Genomic DNA, 15430 nt, shown 5'->3' with positions numbered 1-15430 from the left:
AGAGTGGTGGGAGCATTATTCAGAAGGAATTAAATATTCTCGCCATTTGTTAAGAAAATTCCACAGTTCTACGTCAGAGTGCAAATTATACTTCCTCATAACTTCCCGTTTTCTTTGACTTGCCATTTTCATTCCTATCCCTAGAATATTACCAACTTGAGACACACTAAACCCCCTATATAAATAATGGATTACACGTTTTTCACCTGCAGTTAATAATAAGCGACAGCATGAACGGCATTTTTCTTCTTTTTTTTCGTTTGATATAGTCCAAGCTTGAGACACCTTATGACGAACTTGCTCAACAGAGTCAACTCTTCGGATAAAAACGCTTTGTAAACATGGGCATAGGTTCTCAATAATCGGCAAATTTTGTCCTATACTAATACCAATAAGAAGGAAATTTTTTTTATGATGACTAAACATATAAGCGCAAATTCGGTCTATTCCTGCACTGAATGGTGTTACATAGATATCTGCATCACGTAATGCAACTGTTGCTGAAACTCCATCAATCCGTTTCAGAAGCATCCCCATATTTTCAGTGAAGATTTCCTCTAATAGGCACCACACACCGGAGCTATAGGCTTGATTAGCATCCTCAAGGTATACTTTAATCTCTGCAGGCACTCCCACCTCCTTTATACATCGAATCAGCATAAATCCACCAAGCTAGTTTTGAAACCAGCAGGCAAACCTTTGCTTATTATAGCGTTAGAACCTATATCATCAAAATAATAAACAGTCACCACAATAGAGTCACTCTGGTATTGTCACTGCGCCGGAGTCTTGCATACGCTCCGGCGCAAACCTAATTACTCTTCTGCAATTTCTTCTCGTGCCATTTCTTCTTGCGCTGCTTTTTGTGCCAGATTCCAGATCGAGTCCTGTGGCATTTCTACACGAACGGAAAGGAATTGGTCAGACGGTATATCAATAGGATCGCTTTCCTCATATCCATCCTTGATGTTTCTGGCAAATTCAGGCGCATCCGGGTATGTACGGTGATAGGTTTTAACAATAATAGAACCGTCGGCTTCAACCTCATAATCCAACCAAATTAAGCGCTGGCCATTGCGGTCTTTTGGGATTTCAAAACCACCATCGATACCGCCCCATGCTTTATCTGAGTGCGGGCCGAGAATATTGCTTATGCGATAAACACCAACACCCTCGCGGGTCACCTGCGCACCTTCTGATTCATTATTTGTTTCAAACTTCCCATCACTGAAGATTTTAATAACAGGCGATGCTTTTTTAATGAACCCATTTGAATCAACTGTTGTTGTCCTAGTGCACCATAAATACTCAGTTCTCAAGTACCATGCCGCATCAACCGAATTGTATCCTGGATATCTATAACCTGCTTTTGTAGCTCCCATGAACCACTGACATGATGCGGATATACCCGAGTCATCAGGCCACCCTCTCACTGTTAATAGAGAAATGACTCCCGACTGATCGGTGCCGTTCGCCCCACTCTGAACACCTGCGCTGATGCCCAACGGCCAGTTATGTATATTTGCGTACCCGACGATAGAGCGACTGTCATAAACCGCTTGAGGAACGAACTCGCCGGGGATATATGAACCAGTCGTCGTTAGAAACCTTGAATTACTTTTCAGCCCTAGGCCACCTAACAACTTCATACCTGGAGTTTTCTCGCCAGTCCCTCCCTGCTCAATGCTGAGTGCAGTTTTTAGCCCGGAGATGCTTGTAATATCGCTGTTATCACCTGCATTGGCTTTTTTATCTAAATCATTTGATAGCTTAGTAAAACTTTTGATCGTTACTTTAGTGCCATCCGGCGCAGTAAGTGCAATATCGCCCGTTCCGGTCATAATTTGCTGCCAGCCGTCCATTTGCGCTTGATAGTATCCAAGCGTCGCCGCGAGTTGATTAGACCATGCCGCTGTACTTGCCGACTCTGCCACCAGGATCGAATACTTGGAATTAGTAAACGCTTTATAGATTGGCTGGACCAGCTCTATCGACGTATCGCTAATGACACGCTTAACCTGATAGACGCCATCAACCCCTGCATTAGACGATACAAACAGCACGGAGCCATTCGTAATGCCGATCTTCGCATCGCTCCATTTTGTGCCGGTGCCGGTAATAGTGGTTGCATTCAATGCGCCCGTGATCGTGCCTGTCGCGTATAAAGACATAATATTTGCTCCAGTAAAAATCCACCTCTTGAAGAGGTGGCTTTAAATGGGGCCCCCTAAAAGGGGGCCTTGTTCGTTTTAATCCTGTAATAACGCCATTTGCTGTTCGTATTCTTGGTCTTTCTTATCCTGATGCCTCACGTAGCGCCTGATAATTTCTTCGTTCACTCCAACTGTGTCGGCAAAATATCCCCTCGCCCAAAAATGATTACCCCACAGCTTCTTTCGTATATGCGGAAACTTGTTGTAGAGACGAATAGCTGTGCGCCCTTTCAGGACGCCCATCAGCGTTGAGATCGAGAGTTTCGGTGGGATCATCACGACAAGATGAACATGGTCTGGCTGAACATTCAGTTCAAGTACCTCACAATCTTTCATATTGCAAAGTATATAAACTGAGCGATAAAGCTCTTTACCTACCGCCCCTGCTAAAACCTTGTAGCGATACTTTGGCGTCCACACCAAGTGATATTTGCAACGCCAGAATACATGTGCTGAACTTCTATAACTGCTCATGTCAGTGATTTCCTTCTTACTTGTGGTGAGTAAGCTGGAATTTTCTGGCATGGGCTTCCTTCAGGCTATAGCCTCACAGGGACAATCACCACCTCCCGAGGAGGTGGTTTAAAGCTGACAATAAAAAACCCGCACTAGGCGGGTTATTAAGATTTAATCCATGTAAGCTGTTTCGATATAAACCTGATAATCGAGCCGGGGTGTAAGCGATGTATCCCAAGACCACGCACCGGAGCCACCGAAGTTTCCAAAAGCCTGCGCACGCAAGCCATCAGAAAAACCGGTAATCACGCTAAACGCATTACCACCGTTACGCTTTATCGTTCCGGTGATTGATGGGCAAACGGCTATCGAACGGCCTGCCACAATACTAGTATTTGGCGTTGCATGGGCATCTGTAATGGCGACGGTTCGAATAAATAGAGGGTTATCCAGCGATGACCACTCAACGGCGCCAGCCTCATTTCTAATGACTGCCCCATACTCTGGCGCAATGCCGGTAGTCCCAACCCCCATCAGGTATACAATCGCGGGTTTACTGACAGCAGCACCTGACGGCGGCGGCGCAAGTATGAGCCCTACCTGAGAGCCAGAAACAGAGGCTAGCAAAGCCACATTCGCTTCATATCCGCCCTCTATTCGAACAAAAGGGATCGTAGTTTGGGGATTTGGAATGTTAATGATTAACGGGCTTTGCCCTGCCGGAGGCACAATGACACGTTGGCGAGAAATCAGCGAAAAATTGCGCAGAGTTGTATCGTATATTGTCCTACCCTTATCATTTTTCAGTTCAACGTAAAATGGCATAAACTATTTTTCCACCAAGCAAATAAAGATATACCCCGATGAAGAAGCATCGGAAGCAATGCTTGTCCATGAAATTGTATTTCCGCTTATTTTGGGATGAATATATGCGCCTATCGCACCACCGGAGCCTGACACGGCATAAGTTAAGCTATATACATTCAAATCTACGCTTGGATAGCTTTTGCTCCCATTTCTATTTGCACTAGTGATCATAATGCTATCGAGAAAAAAAGAGCGCCCATCGATGGCGCTCGTTTCAATCCCTTTTTCGTTGTAAACAAAAACACCATAACTTCCCATTAAGGTTTATACCCCGCTGCAAAACGTCTAACGCCATTTGGGTCATATACACCAATACCATTAGAATCAAACACGGAGCGACCACCGCCCGGTAACGCCGAGTTCATTTCTAACACGCCATTCTTATCGATGCGCCAGCCAGCCTTGCCCGCAACATAATTGTTTGACTGAATATAGCTACCGATTTTGGCGTTAGTAATAGATGCATCTTGGATGAGCGCGGAAACAATGAAGGTTTGCGAACCTTGAACAAAAAACGGCAACGTATAGCCGTTAGTAGCCGGATTTAACACAGCGAATTGATCAGCACTGGCTAAAATACGTGTGCTCACTGCTCCAGCGGCGTTAACCTCAGCCCCGACAGACAAACCGGCTGCATAATACTTCCCTTTATACGTGATACCGGCACCCATGCTGTAAACGGAACTACCCGTTCCATCTTTGTTAAAGATAGTTTGGCCGCGAACTTGAATAGCAGCCGTGTTTTCTCCGACCGTCGATGTTAAGCCGGTTATTTTTTCCGATAAGGCTTTATCACTATCCGCAACGGTTTTTTCTAAGGCAGTGATATTGCTATTAGTGGTATCAGTTTTAGAATTTAGCTGGGTGATTTGTTGGGATAATGCTTTGTCGCCATCCGCAACGGTTTGGCTTAATGAACTCAGGGATGCATCAGTTTTATCCGTCTTAGCATTTAAATTGGTGATATCTGTAGCTGTTGAACTCTCATTATCAGAAACAGTTTGGGAGAGCTTAGCTAAACTCGCGTTTGTCTTTTCTGTTTCAGTTTTAAGTTCTATCACCTGCGTTGCACGGGCTTCTGTTTCAGTAGCGATAGCCTCTCTCGTCACTGTAATCTCTGCTTTTCGATCTCCGTTTTCTTTACGCCAGCGCTTAGAGTCTGCATCAATAGTTAAAGAGTTTATAATTGATGCCGTCGAGTTTGATATTGAATCTCCAGCTATCTCCTCAAGCTTTTTATTTGCATCAACTACATTTTCATTTAATTCTTTAAATACCTCAGACTCCTCAATCCCCTTTTTAACTTCATCAGCAATCCAATCAACATCCGTGCTGGACTCCCCTAATACCCACTCAATCCAGTCACCCTGATTCCCCGTCTTATCAACCAATCGAGCGCGATAGAAGAAAGACTGTCCTGCTTTCAGGCCCATCTGCTGATAGCTGCGCTGAGGATACGGAATATCAGATAGAAGCATGGCTCCGTCTTCAGCGTTTTTATCGTTGTACTGAATCTCAGTTTTAAGGGTATCTTCCGCTCCTTCAGGGAAATTCCACGAAAGCTGTATGCCAAAAACTAGCGGATCAGTTTTGAAACTAACCGGCTGCGGCGGCTTTCCAACTTTTCCTATGAGTGTTGTTTCTTGTGAGTATGCCCACCCACTTGAGATTTCCGCCGCATTAATGGCTCTGACTCGCACAAGATAACGGCCAGAATAAATACTCGGAATTTCAAAAGACGTTGTTGAGCTACGCGGGATATTAATCCAGTTCCCCTCATCGCGCCGCCATTGGGCCTCGTATGAAATAGCGTTTGCAACCGCATCCCAATATGCTCGTAAAGTTTCAACGCTAATTCCCTGATTAACTGTAGAGTATGAATCAATAATGATGTTATCTGGTGCAATCTGGTTGCCCGGAGGGATCACACTAACCGGGCGATCATCTATAATTGCGCCCGTATCGATACGCGCATATTTATCAGGATCATGCTGTGCCGCGCAAATGGTAAATGTGCCGTCATTATTATCCGCTACGCCGACCACACGGTATTGCTGTGCGTACAGTTTTTCAGACTCTACAACCCATACACTTTCGGCCTCAGGTACTTCTGAATATGCTACGGTTACCGTTACAAAATTGCCGTTAATCGCCTGAATTGTTCGACTTTGCGCAGCACCGGACGGCAGGTTAAGCATAAGGCGATCACCTGCAATGGCATCAGGCTTGCGATCTAGTTCAATGACGCGTCCATTAACAGAACTGATGCGCCCACCTGCGACACGGCCTGATAAAAACTCATCAGCAACAGCAATAACATAACCCGGCTGCGGAATATTTCCGTCAAGCCCCACACCAAACGTAACGATACGATCTTTATTGTTGGTCAATATTCCCCAGCGACCTTTACGTTGTGCCTCAGATTGCCGCGTACACCCGATAGCCGTCACTTCTAAGGGGTTGTAAACCTTGTATCGAGCGACAAGTGTTTGATCAAAAACTGGCTCAACAGCATCTGCGTAGGCATTCGCAGGGTCAGAATATGAAACTAGGGATGAGGTATAACGAGTCTTACTAGTACTACTTGCGTAAGTAAAAAGCCCATCGACAGCGCTAGCATTGGTATAAACATAGTCTACATCACGCGGCATATCAGCCAGTGCAACAATCTGATTGCCCCCCCAATATGTCATGCCACGGAATATCGCGGCAAAATCTCTCAATACGGTGTATGCATCATTGCGATCTTGTACGTACACGTTGCAGATATGACGCGGCTCAGTGCCATCACCTCCCCGTCCATCTGGCACCATTTGATCGCAATACTGCGCGACCTCATAAAGCGTCCATTTACTAATATTCTCTGCAGTCAGCCTATCCCCTAAGCCAAAGCGATCATTGATGACAACATCATAGAAAATCCATGCTGGATTATCCGTCCATGCCCATTTGAACTGCCCCTGCCATATCCCTGTGTAAGTGCGGCTTTCGGGATCGTAATTATCTGGAACGCGAATAATACGGCCTCGCGGTTCACATGATATTTGCGGGATAGAACCGTTGAACTGGCTTGAATCAAATTCAATATAAAGTAGCGCGGTGTTCGGGTACCGCAACTTTGCATCGATGACCTCCGTATAACTTTGTAGCGTCATCGTATCGCCAATCTTTGCGCTGTTGGCATCTCCAGTGATTTTACGTAAACGAACAGTCCATGTGTTACCTAACTGAGGAAAATTGATCCGGTGACTACGCTCATAACCCGAGGTTGTTTTACCGATCACCGATGTATCAATAATGGTTTTCCACGTTCCACCGTCGGTCTGCAAATCAATCGCATACTTGATTGAGTATCCTACTAAGTCGCCATTGTCTTGCTGTTTAAAAAGCGATGGCCACTTGAGTCTAACGCGTGCACCAGACAATTGAGGATTGGTAAAAGTATGCGTCCATGCCGTGTCACTTGAAATTTCCATACCCACGCTAATTTCATTTTCGGCGCTGGGGATTCCCTGAATATAACGCTGAGCCTGCGTACCCTCTCGGAATTCCCATGCCACACCGGAAAAATTAGATGAGCCATCAGAGTTTTCTAGTGGGGTACCATCAAGAAAAATGTTTTTCCCTGTTAAACCACCAGCAATTTCCCCCTCAGCGAGCGCAATCAAAATCTTAGCTTTCGCTACAGATTGAAGATCATCGGGCTGTTCAGTCGGTGTCCGTGAAGATGAGCTGCCACCTTTCCCACCTTTTATGCGTATTTTTGCCATATTAAACTCACAAAAAAAGCCGCAAAAGCGACTCAGTAGATTAGTTAAATAGGAGGGAGTGTTATTGTTGATCTTCTACAGTAATGCTTGCTGAGATTATTGCGCCACCAATTCGGCGCTTACCGTAAAGTAATGGGACTGGGTAGCCTTGAGCGGTAGTATTAGTTACACCGCCGAAAGCATACGATGCTTTATTATCGGGATCTTGTTTACTAGCAAGTCCTGCCGCTTGGGGAGATAGCATCTGGACAACACCACCTAACATCATTGCGCCACCAGCCTGTATTGCATAGGCAGCATTAGCCCAATCTCCTGAAAAGTATCCGTACACTACGCCTGCCGCTACTAAAACAGCACCTAGAATAGTCTGGAGCACCCCCCCCTTTTTACTGCCAATAATTACAGGAATAATTCTTATTATTTCCCCTGAAACTGGATAGCTTAGGTCATCTTTACCGATATTTTTCTTTCCCCGAAACACAGCATAAGTAAGTCCTCTGCTCTTACTGCTAATCATAAAGGACTCAAATCCAGATATCGTCTTACATAATGCAATAATGGCCTCACCATCCGAACTGATTAATCTCCTATGCACTTTGCCAAACGTTTTTCCTAATACACCACCTAGTTCTATTCGGGTCATTATCTCTTTCATGTTTCCACCAATAAAAAAACCCACAAAAGTGGGCTTATGATCATCGTTATTCATGTGCGTAAACGTTAAATACACATTCTAGCTCGACTCCCAAATGGATCAGATGAGCCTTTAGAGACCGCATAAATTACTATGTCACTTCCACCATCTCCGCTTTTATTTATTTTAGTGACCATAAAGGTCCCCACAAAATCAGCTGATGATGAAATCAGCCACCCCTGTTCCGTTTGCATAGAGGTAGTTGCAGGAGTCCACTCCAACATTTTAGGGGCGAGACAGCGATTTACTTCATCTGGAGTTTTAGTTGTATGAGCTTGAAATATTGGTTTTTTTTCAGTAAGAGATGCACTAGAGCAGCCAACAAGGGCTACCATACCCAATGCAACGAATAATTTCATCATATCCTTATCCTATAAAAATAACTAAGGGTTATGGTGAATCATAATATATCTATATTATTTTTTTACCAAAAATTACCAACAACTCTAATTATATCAATTGCATTAAATATGTATCTATCAGTAAAAATCCACCTCTTGAAGAGGTGGCTTTAAATGGGGCCCCCTAAAAGGGGGCCTTGTTCGTTTTAATCCTGTAATAACGCCATTTGCTGTTCGTATTCTTGGTCTTTCTTATCCTGATGCCTCACGTAGCGCCTGATAATTTCTTCGTTCACTCCAACTGTGTCGGCAAAATATCCCCTCGCCCAAAAATGATTACCCCACAGCTTCTTTCGTATATGCGGAAACTTGTTGTAGAGACGAATAGCTGTGCGCCCTTTCAGGACGCCCATCAGCGTTGAGATCGAGAGTTTCGGTGGGATCATCACGACAAGATGAACATGGTCTGGCTGAACATTCAGTTCAAGTACCTCACAATCTTTCATATTGCAAAGTATATAAACTGAGCGATAAAGCTCTTTACCTACCGCCCCTGCTAAAACCTTGTAGCGATACTTTGGCGTCCACACCAAGTGATATTTGCAACGCCAGAATACATGTGCTGAACTTCTATAACTGCTCATGTCAGTGATTTCCTTCTTACTTGTGGTGAGTAAGCTGGAATTTTCTGGCATGGGCTTCCTTCAGGCTATAGCCTCACAGGGACAATCACCACCTCCCGAGGAGGTGGTTTAAAGCTGACAGTAAAAATCCACCTCTTGAAGAGGTGGCTTTAAATGGGGCCCCCTAAAAGGGGGCCTTGTTCGTTTTAATCCTGTAATAACGCCATTTGCTGTTCGTATTCTTGGTCTTTCTTATCCTGATGCCTCACGTAGCGCCTGATAATTTCTTCGTTCACTCCAACTGTGTCGGCAAAATATCCCCTCGCCCAAAAATGATTACCCCACAGCTTCTTTCGTATATGCGGAAACTTGTTGTAGAGACGAATAGCTGTGCGCCCTTTCAGGACGCCCATCAGCGTTGAGATCGAGAGTTTCGGTGGGATCATCACGACAAGATGAACATGGTCTGGCTGAACATTCAGTTCAAGTACCTCACAATCTTTCATATTGCAAAGTATATAAACTGAGCGATAAAGCTCTTTACCTACCGCCCCTGCTAAAACCTTGTAGCGATACTTTGGCGTCCACACCAAGTGATATTTGCAACGCCAGAATACATGTGCTGAACTTCTATAACTGCTCATGTCAGTGATTTCCTTCTTACTTGTGGTGAGTAAGCTGGAATTTTCTGGCATGGGCTTCCTTCAGGCTATAGCCTCACAGGGACAATCACCACCTCCCGAGGAGGTGGTTTAAAGCTGACAATAAAAACCCGCCGTAGCGGGTCTTAATTTCAATTTTTTGCTGCTTGCCCGCCAGTGCATTGATACTCAACAGAAACATTTGCAAGATTACATCCATATGCCCCCATCTGCGCACATTGACTTACCTGCCCACCGAATGCTTCGGCACCATCATATCCCCATGTTTTACATTTTTGCGCTGCGAGATTCTTTGCTTGATTAGCATCAATAATCGGATTTTCAAAAGATCCAACTGTATATCCCATACGCACAGTGCCATCAGCCTTACTTCCACCCATTGGAATCATATCTTTTTTAGTAGCACATCCAGATAATAAAATGACAGCCACGGTCATCATTGCCACAGAAAATTTATTCATTGTTGTTCCATTTATTAGTAAGTTTTAAGCGGAAAAATGTTAACAAACAATAAAACGGCCGTCATGTTAAATGGGCTATATATAAAAAAATAGTGAGTAAATATTGCCTCACATCAAACTAATATGACGCACTATCTTCATTGTTCTTTCCATCCAGTATCCACCGTAAGGTACTCGCTGACTTAAATGCCCGTAGAGATGATGCAGTAACATATTCCCTTCGAGCAAAATGCCTGCATGGTTCCACTTCTTCGACCGTATCTGCATGATCACCATGTCGCCCGGCTGAGGGGGGCCGCTAAACTCACGAAAACCACACTCATACCAGCAGTCGTGATAAAAATTATCGCTGTGATTATCTTCCCACCACGGATAATCAACGCGGTAATCGGTTAGTTCAATACTGTGCTGCTGGCGAAAATAGCTCATGACCAACCCCCAACAATCCGTATGCCCCAACACAAATGGTCGTTCAATAAGGGGAAGCTCCCCGCGAGGTTGTATTGTCCGTAAATCTCCCTCTGGCCAACTCACAATATGCCACGGAAGCGCGGTCGCATCACACTGCGCCTTATCCAGCTCGCTAGGCTGGGGAGTTGCATCAGGATGACTATGTACGACGGCGATAACTACCCCCCAATCTTCTGCGGCTGCGTAATCCTCGGTATTAAGATGAAAATGCTCTGTGGCCTCGATCGCCATGTTCCTGCAGGGTATGTATTTCTCAACTCGGCTTTTTTGTGCCACCAGACCACAACACTCTTTCGGGTATTCTGCTGCAGCATGTTGCATGATTGCGTCGATTGTTTTCTGCCGCATGTTAGCTCCTGATCAGCGAGGTTCCTACAAAACCACCATGTGATAGCTCTTCATTTTCTCCATACCTCAATTTGCATGCCCGTAGCGTACCGTTACAAACATCCAAAGAGGGATCATCAACAGGATTATTGTGAATATCAAAATACCGAGTTCCCGCGTAATCACAGCCATTACCAGAGCGATAATGGCCTCGAATACACCATGTACAGAGCGAATGGAGTTGGCGGGTCGGGATCATTACCCCCTGCAAATCCATCGGGCTACTTAGCGTAAATTCAACCTGAACCTTCGTTTCAGCGCTCTTGCTATCAATGTAGTAAACCTGCAATTTCTCTTGAAGCGGGTCAGCAGTCGGGTGACTGCCGGAAAAATTACGAGCATCAAGGTATTGGGCTAGCGTGTCGTGAATAATTACTTTAGCCTGCAGCATGTCGTCGTAATGTAGACAAAGCGCAGTTATAGATCCGTCAAGGTTCGCAATAGTCAACGTAGGCTGCGCTGAGCTTCCACTAGTCGATGTTTCAATCCCTTCAATCATGCATGGCCACGCACTATATTCATTACCCTGCCACCAGATCGACTTTGCAGGTAGCTTGGATTCATCTTTGCCAGCCGCGGTAATTTCATCAGGCGTATGAGGGAGGTTGTAGGCATGAAAACGCAATACCTCTCCCACGCCAAATACCGTACCGTCAACCTCAAATAGTCGAATCTCGTTTCCCGGCTCTAATTTTTGATAATCACTATTTAGTGACATTAGACCTCCACAGCTGAAAAGGTTTGCTCAAAAGTCGCCGAGACTGTTGCTTGCGTTTTGCCGTTAGGAATTAATCGGATTGAATCTGCGCTGATAATGTACAACCCTTTATCACCATGCGGAGGCGTCCAAATAAATGCCTTAGTACAGTGACGACGACAAAAATCACGGATCGCAATGGCCACGCTCAGAGAGCCACGAAAAGAATAAGAAAACTTTATCCGCTCTGAGTTAATGCCACTTTCAGATACCTGCTTATATCCATCACCAAATTGCACCTCGCGTATTGTTCTGGCGTACTCCGTCGTGGGCTGTCCTGCGACCTGTGTAGGCCACATAAAAGTTTCAATTGCCATGAGCGTTCCTCAATGAATACGCTGATTAACGACCTTTCATCGCGTTAAAAAGCTGTCCTCCCGGACGAAGGGATTTACTAATATTGTCCTGACAAAACTGATCGAGCATTTTCATCATGGTTTTGCTCACAGCTTCATTGCCACCAGATGACTTAGATGTGGCTGATCCGTCATTTTGTAAAATAACGGTATTATGGAAAACGGGGCTTCCGCCGCCGCCACTTCCCGCAACCACACCTAGTTTTCCATTGGCGCCACGGCGTAAAGGTAAAATAGCCTCAGGGCCAGCTTCTCCCATGACACCGCCCCCTTTAGCGAATGCAAAAAACGTCGGCTTATCGACAACCGAACCACTGTATGCGCTCAAACTTGCGGAGGAATACACCCCGCCTTTTGCATTGGCCTCAATGCCGCCCCATCCCATCGCACCAGCCAAGGATTTAACGCCATTTACTAGAGCCATTTTTACGAGAATTTCAGTCAACATACTGAGAATGGAACTGGTAAAGGATTTGAAGTCTGCTTTACCCGTCGTCAAAAAGGTGGTGAGTTGAGAACTTAAACCGGTCAGTGCTTGCCCTCCGGCATCTTTCATCACGCTATAAGCATCTGTTGCTGCATCTGCATAATCCGCCCACGCTTTTTGCCCTCCGGCCTGCCAATTCGATCGCAACTGGTCCTCTTGCTCCCACGTTTTTCGCTGAGCATCTAGCATTTCATTGAGACGAGGATTATCTTTCTGACCTGAAAGCAGTTGAGAGCGCTCGAGTCCTCGCTGCACCTCTCGGCTGGACTTTGTTTGGCTAGCCAGCAATGCGTCCCGCTTAGTTTGCTGCTGAAGAAGATACTTATCGGCCTGATCATTGAGGCGATTTAATCGCTCCTGTAAAACAACCTCGTCACCTACCGCGGCAACGCGGGCTTTATATGCCAATACACTCGACTTGCTGGCTAATAACGATTGTTCCTGCGTGGTGAGTTGGCGCTTAGTCGCAGCGGCCTCTAATACCGCGAATTGCGCCTGCGATTTCCATAAGTCTTTGCGCTGCTGGCTGATAACATCTGTCACCGCCTTGTGTTGTTGCAGAACCACCAGCTGCGCCTGCAGCGCTTGTAAATCAGCTTGGCTTGATTCCTCTGCCTTATCACCCACCGGCGCTTTATACTGGGGTCCTTTACGCACTTTGCTCGCCTGCTCTTTGGCAAAGCGCGCATTTTCACGCTTAACCGCCTCATCTTTTGCAGACTGTGATGCGTAGGAATTCTTGATCCGCAAAATCTCACGCTGATGTTTTTCCTCCGAGGTTTCATACTGCCGCTTGAGATCCTGGTCACTTTGAAATTGGCGCTTTTGTCGCTCCTGCTCTTTTTGCTCAGCGGCTGCTCGCGCTGCAGTCACTGAATCCTGATAGGATTTCTCACTCAGTTCACCCAGTTCTTTTTGCAGGCGGGTAACCAGCGCCTTTTGGCTACTGACCCGCTGAGTCTCTTGCTGCGAGATCAGAGAGTCATTTTTACGCCCATAGCCATATCCCGTGGAGTCCGCCGCCCCCCCACGTTGCAGACTATCTAGATCCTTTTGAGCTCGCTCGAGCTGTTGGCGGGTAGACTCTACCTTGTCTTTTAGTGTGCTCTCACGCCCGACATTCAGCATCTGATCCCACGCGCCGGATGCAGCATTGCCTAACCATTTCCACGCGTTCTCCAAGTCTCCGAGATTATTTTTAATATCGGCACTTCGAGCACGCATAGCATTAGCGTAGGTGTCCATCGCTATCCGAGCAGCATCCGTTGTACGTCCCTGCTCTGCCAGTGTAGTGATCTGCTCGAGTTGGGTTGCCGTTAGAAAGTGCAGCGTTTTATCCAGTTCCAAAACCGACTGCACGGGATCATCCTGCAAGCGTTTAAACTGCCTGATTGTCTCATCCACGGACTGGCCTACGCTGGCCTGCATCTTAGCGGCAGTATCTGCAATCATCGTAACGGCATTGCCAGAAAAACTACCGCTGCCCACCACTGAGGCTAACGCACTCGACATGGCGCCCTGAGTGATACCGCCGCCCGACAGTGATTTCGCCATAGACTGTAGTTCAGCCGATGTTTTACTCGCATAATTACCCGTTAGAATCAGTTGCCGATTAAAGGCCACGGCTTCTTCTGAACCTTGGTACCATGCTTTTCCCAGCACATAGACCGCTGTTGCAATCCCTCCCACAACGGCGGCTAAGCCTAATCCGCGTAGGCTCATCAATTGTTCTATCCATCCAGCACGGTTCGCCAAGGTAATGCCCGACCCTCGCAAGGCCCCAAAGTTACCTCGAGCCAGTTCCCCCACCAAAACACCCAGTTCACGACGCGCTGCCGCACTTTGTATGCCAAGGTTGCGGGTTGCTGTTTTAGCTGTCTCTAATTTGCGGATATACAGTTCTGCCGCATCACCAGCCCCGACTTGAGCCGCTTTGAAACGCAAAAGCTCAGTACCAGAAAGTTTCTGTGCGACAACCTGAGATTTTAGCTGCTGTAGAAATCGCGCTTTTTGCTTACCAGCCTCCGCCTCCGCCAGTGCCGTTTCTTTAATACGTGCGGAAGAATGCGATATAAGAGTGAGATAGTCTTGCTGGGTAATGTTGCCATTTTTCCGCGCGGCACGGATCTGTTCCTGAATGCGCCCAAGCGATTGCATCCCGTTACTCAGCTGCTTGGTACCATCAATTTGTCGAAAAAATGAGGCCGTCAGCGCATCCTGATCGCGACCTAATGCCGAGCTCTGAGACTGACTCTCCTGTAATTTTAGGTTCAACTCCGCGACACGTCGGTGAGTTTCATCGACCGCTTTAGATGCTTTTTCCCAATCCTTTTTGAGCGTATCGGCCGTAGAAGACTGCTGAGATTTAACCTCGCTCATTACCCGAGCATTGGTATCCCCCATCCCTTTGATTGCGTTGGTTTGACTCTCCACCAGCTTACGCATTCGATCCGATGAACCATCTGCATCTTTCCCCATGCCTGATAGTTGCCCACGAATACGCGCCATTTGCTCTTTAAACGTGGCAGTATCTACATCGAGATTAATAACTAAGTCGCTAATTTGTTGGGACATATCGAACTCCCCCGTAGGCACCTTCACCGATCAGCATAAGTTCATCATCCGTTTTAACCTCTTCACGTTCTGGCTGGGAAAGCAGGCTAAAATCTTCAGCGCGTATTTCGCCCCCACTCGCGAACACGGTCACAAGCATCTCTTTCATCGTGGCAAACTCCGCATCCAGTAACTGGTCACTAAACGGAGTTAGCGCAAAATAATTTGCCCAATCTGAGAACTCGGTGGCGCTCATTTCACTGAGCATACGGCGCCAGTCTGGGCGCCGAAACTCATGAGCCAGACGCTGTGCAAATGCCCGCTCGCGGGCC

General features: G+C 46.3%; 16 protein-coding genes. All 16 read right to left on the bottom strand.

Going from position 1 to position 15430, the window contains the following annotated elements:
* Positions 1-15: 15 nt before the first annotated feature.
* Positions 16-630, bottom strand: coding sequence for a helix-turn-helix transcriptional regulator (locus U0008_RS05625; RefSeq protein WP_121626120.1), 615 nt, complete (start codon positions 628-630; stop codon positions 16-18).
* A gap of 185 nt (positions 631-815) precedes the next feature.
* Entirely contained in the window at positions 816-2171 is a 1356-nt protein-coding gene (locus U0008_RS05620; protein WP_327058442.1) for a phage tail fiber protein, read from the bottom strand.
* 78 nt (positions 2172-2249) lie between these two features.
* Positions 2250-2687 carry an IS200/IS605 family transposase gene (tnpA, locus tag U0008_RS05615; protein WP_043495692.1) on the bottom strand — a complete coding sequence of 146 codons (438 nt, stop codon included), beginning with the start codon at positions 2685-2687 and terminating at the stop codon, positions 2250-2252.
* A gap of 153 nt (positions 2688-2840) precedes the next feature.
* Entirely contained in the window at positions 2841-3494 is a 654-nt protein-coding gene (locus U0008_RS05610; RefSeq protein ID WP_043495707.1) for a hypothetical protein, read from the bottom strand.
* A 3-nt stretch (positions 3495-3497) separates the two neighbouring features.
* A complete protein-coding gene (locus tag U0008_RS05605) occupies positions 3498-3794 on the bottom strand; it encodes a hypothetical protein (RefSeq protein WP_043495705.1) in 297 nt (98 codons plus the stop codon).
* A complete protein-coding gene (locus tag U0008_RS05600; protein ID WP_327058441.1) occupies positions 3794-7306 on the bottom strand; it encodes a TipJ family phage tail tip protein in 3513 nt (1170 codons plus the stop codon). Before U0008_RS05600 ends, U0008_RS05605 begins: the two co-directional genes overlap by 1 nt.
* 61 nt (positions 7307-7367) lie before the next feature.
* The gene (locus tag U0008_RS05595; RefSeq protein ID WP_043491673.1) at positions 7368-7961 is read right to left on the bottom strand and encodes a tail assembly protein; all 594 of its coding nucleotides are present in this window, start codon (positions 7959-7961) and stop codon (positions 7368-7370) included.
* Between the two features lie 65 nt (positions 7962-8026).
* A complete protein-coding gene (locus tag U0008_RS05590; RefSeq protein WP_043491669.1) occupies positions 8027-8362 on the bottom strand; it encodes a hypothetical protein in 336 nt (111 codons plus the stop codon).
* A gap of 185 nt (positions 8363-8547) precedes the next feature.
* Positions 8548-8985 carry an IS200/IS605 family transposase gene (gene tnpA, locus U0008_RS05585; protein ID WP_043495692.1) on the bottom strand — a complete coding sequence of 146 codons (438 nt, stop codon included), beginning with the start codon at positions 8983-8985 and terminating at the stop codon, positions 8548-8550.
* Between the two features lie 185 nt (positions 8986-9170).
* Positions 9171-9608 carry an IS200/IS605 family transposase gene (gene tnpA, locus U0008_RS05580; protein ID WP_043495692.1) on the bottom strand — a complete coding sequence of 146 codons (438 nt, stop codon included), beginning with the start codon at positions 9606-9608 and terminating at the stop codon, positions 9171-9173.
* Positions 9609-9757: 149 nt separating this feature from the next.
* Complete coding sequence (gene yecR, locus U0008_RS05575) at positions 9758-10087, bottom strand: YecR family lipoprotein (RefSeq protein WP_043491654.1); 330 nt, start codon at positions 10085-10087, stop codon at positions 9758-9760.
* A 108-nt stretch (positions 10088-10195) separates the two neighbouring features.
* Entirely contained in the window at positions 10196-10906 is a 711-nt protein-coding gene (locus tag U0008_RS05570; RefSeq protein WP_043491651.1) for a C40 family peptidase, read from the bottom strand.
* A 1-nt stretch (position 10907) separates the two neighbouring features.
* Positions 10908-11663 carry a phage minor tail protein L gene (locus U0008_RS05565; protein WP_043491649.1) on the bottom strand — a complete coding sequence of 252 codons (756 nt, stop codon included), beginning with the start codon at positions 11661-11663 and terminating at the stop codon, positions 10908-10910.
* Positions 11663-12019: a phage tail protein gene (locus U0008_RS05560; RefSeq protein WP_051874091.1), complete on the bottom strand. Its 357-nt coding sequence runs from the start codon at positions 12017-12019 to the stop codon at positions 11663-11665. The genes U0008_RS05565 and U0008_RS05560 overlap by 1 nt, the downstream gene beginning before the upstream one ends.
* Before the next feature lie 25 nt (positions 12020-12044).
* Entirely contained in the window at positions 12045-15119 is a 3075-nt protein-coding gene (locus tag U0008_RS05555) for a phage tail tape measure protein (RefSeq protein ID WP_043491646.1), read from the bottom strand.
* A complete protein-coding gene (locus tag U0008_RS05550) occupies positions 15103-15366 on the bottom strand; it encodes a phage tail assembly protein T (RefSeq protein ID WP_051874090.1) in 264 nt (87 codons plus the stop codon). The genes U0008_RS05555 and U0008_RS05550 overlap by 17 nt, the downstream gene beginning before the upstream one ends.
* Between the last annotated feature and the right edge of the window lie 64 nt (positions 15367-15430).

The sequence above is a fragment of the Hafnia alvei genome, assembly GCF_034424155.1.
GTDB classification, from domain to species: Bacteria; Pseudomonadota; Gammaproteobacteria; order Enterobacterales; family Enterobacteriaceae; genus Hafnia; species Hafnia alvei.
The sequence above is the reverse complement of the archived record's forward strand: the minus strand, read 5'-3'. Positions and strand labels throughout refer to the sequence as shown.